The sequence below is a fragment of the Streptomyces sp. RP5T genome (assembly GCF_003933965.1).
GTDB lineage: Bacteria > Actinomycetota > Actinomycetes > Streptomycetales > Streptomycetaceae > Streptomyces.
This window is the reverse complement of the sequence record NZ_RSAJ01001191.1, coordinates 1-857: the sequence shown is the minus strand read 5'-3', so window position 1 is coordinate 857 and position 857 is coordinate 1. Positions and strand designations below refer to the sequence as shown.

General features: G+C 71.6%; 1 protein-coding gene. It reads right to left on the bottom strand.

Annotated elements, in window-relative coordinates:
- Positions 1 to 169: 169 nt before the first annotated feature.
- Positions 170 to 857: class I SAM-dependent methyltransferase (locus EHS43_RS45325; RefSeq protein WP_148104377.1), on the bottom strand; the 688-nt coding region annotated here is incomplete at its 5' end.

The following is an 857-nucleotide window of genomic DNA, read 5'->3' as shown; positions in this document are numbered from 1 at the left end:
GTCGACCGTGTGGCCGTCGGCGTGGACGGCGGGGGTGGCGGTTCGTTGGTCCGTGCTGTCGGCGGGTGGCCCGGACTCCTTATTCATCATGCGGTGAATAATGCTCTCGGGTGCCGGAGTCGTCAAGCATGGTGCGCGGCGGCCCGGAAGGCCGGGTCGCCGCGCGGGTTCAGGCGTTGAGAGCGACCAGAAGCTCGACGTCGTAGGTCTCCTCCACGATGCCGTCGGGGAACAGCTCCAGCAGGATCCGGCGCTGCTCGGTGAGGAAGGTGCCCGCGTGTTCCTCGCCGGCGACGAGGAACAGGGAGTGGCTGCCGATGTTGGCGAGGTGGGTGTCGACGGGCACGTGGCGGCTCCAGCGGACGACTCGGTGGGTGAAGTCGAGGCGGCCCGTGGGGTCGGCGAGGGCGGACCGGACCCCGTTGCCGTTGACCTCGACGGCCGCCTGGGCGCCGTAGTCCTTGAAGTGCTCGGCGACGCGGTCGACCTGGGCGGCGATCCAGTCGACGTCGAGGGCGTAGGTGTTCCACCACAGGGCCAGCGCGCCGCCCGGCCGCAGTACGCGGCAGGCCTCCGGGACCGCGCGGGCCGGGTCGGTCCAGTGCCAGGACTGGGCGTAGGTGAGGAGGTCGGCAGAGTCGGTAAGGAGGGGGAGGTCGTTGCCGTCACCCCTGACGATCGGGATGCCGGGATGGGTGCGGCGGAACTGCTCGGCCATGCCCGTGCCGGGTTCGACGGCGACGACCTCGGCACCCCGGGCGTGCAGCAGTCCGGTCGCTATCCCGGTGCCGGCCCCGATGTCGGCGACCCGGGCGCCGTCGAGGGTGCGCCCGGCGAGTTCCTCGATCGCCTCGAAG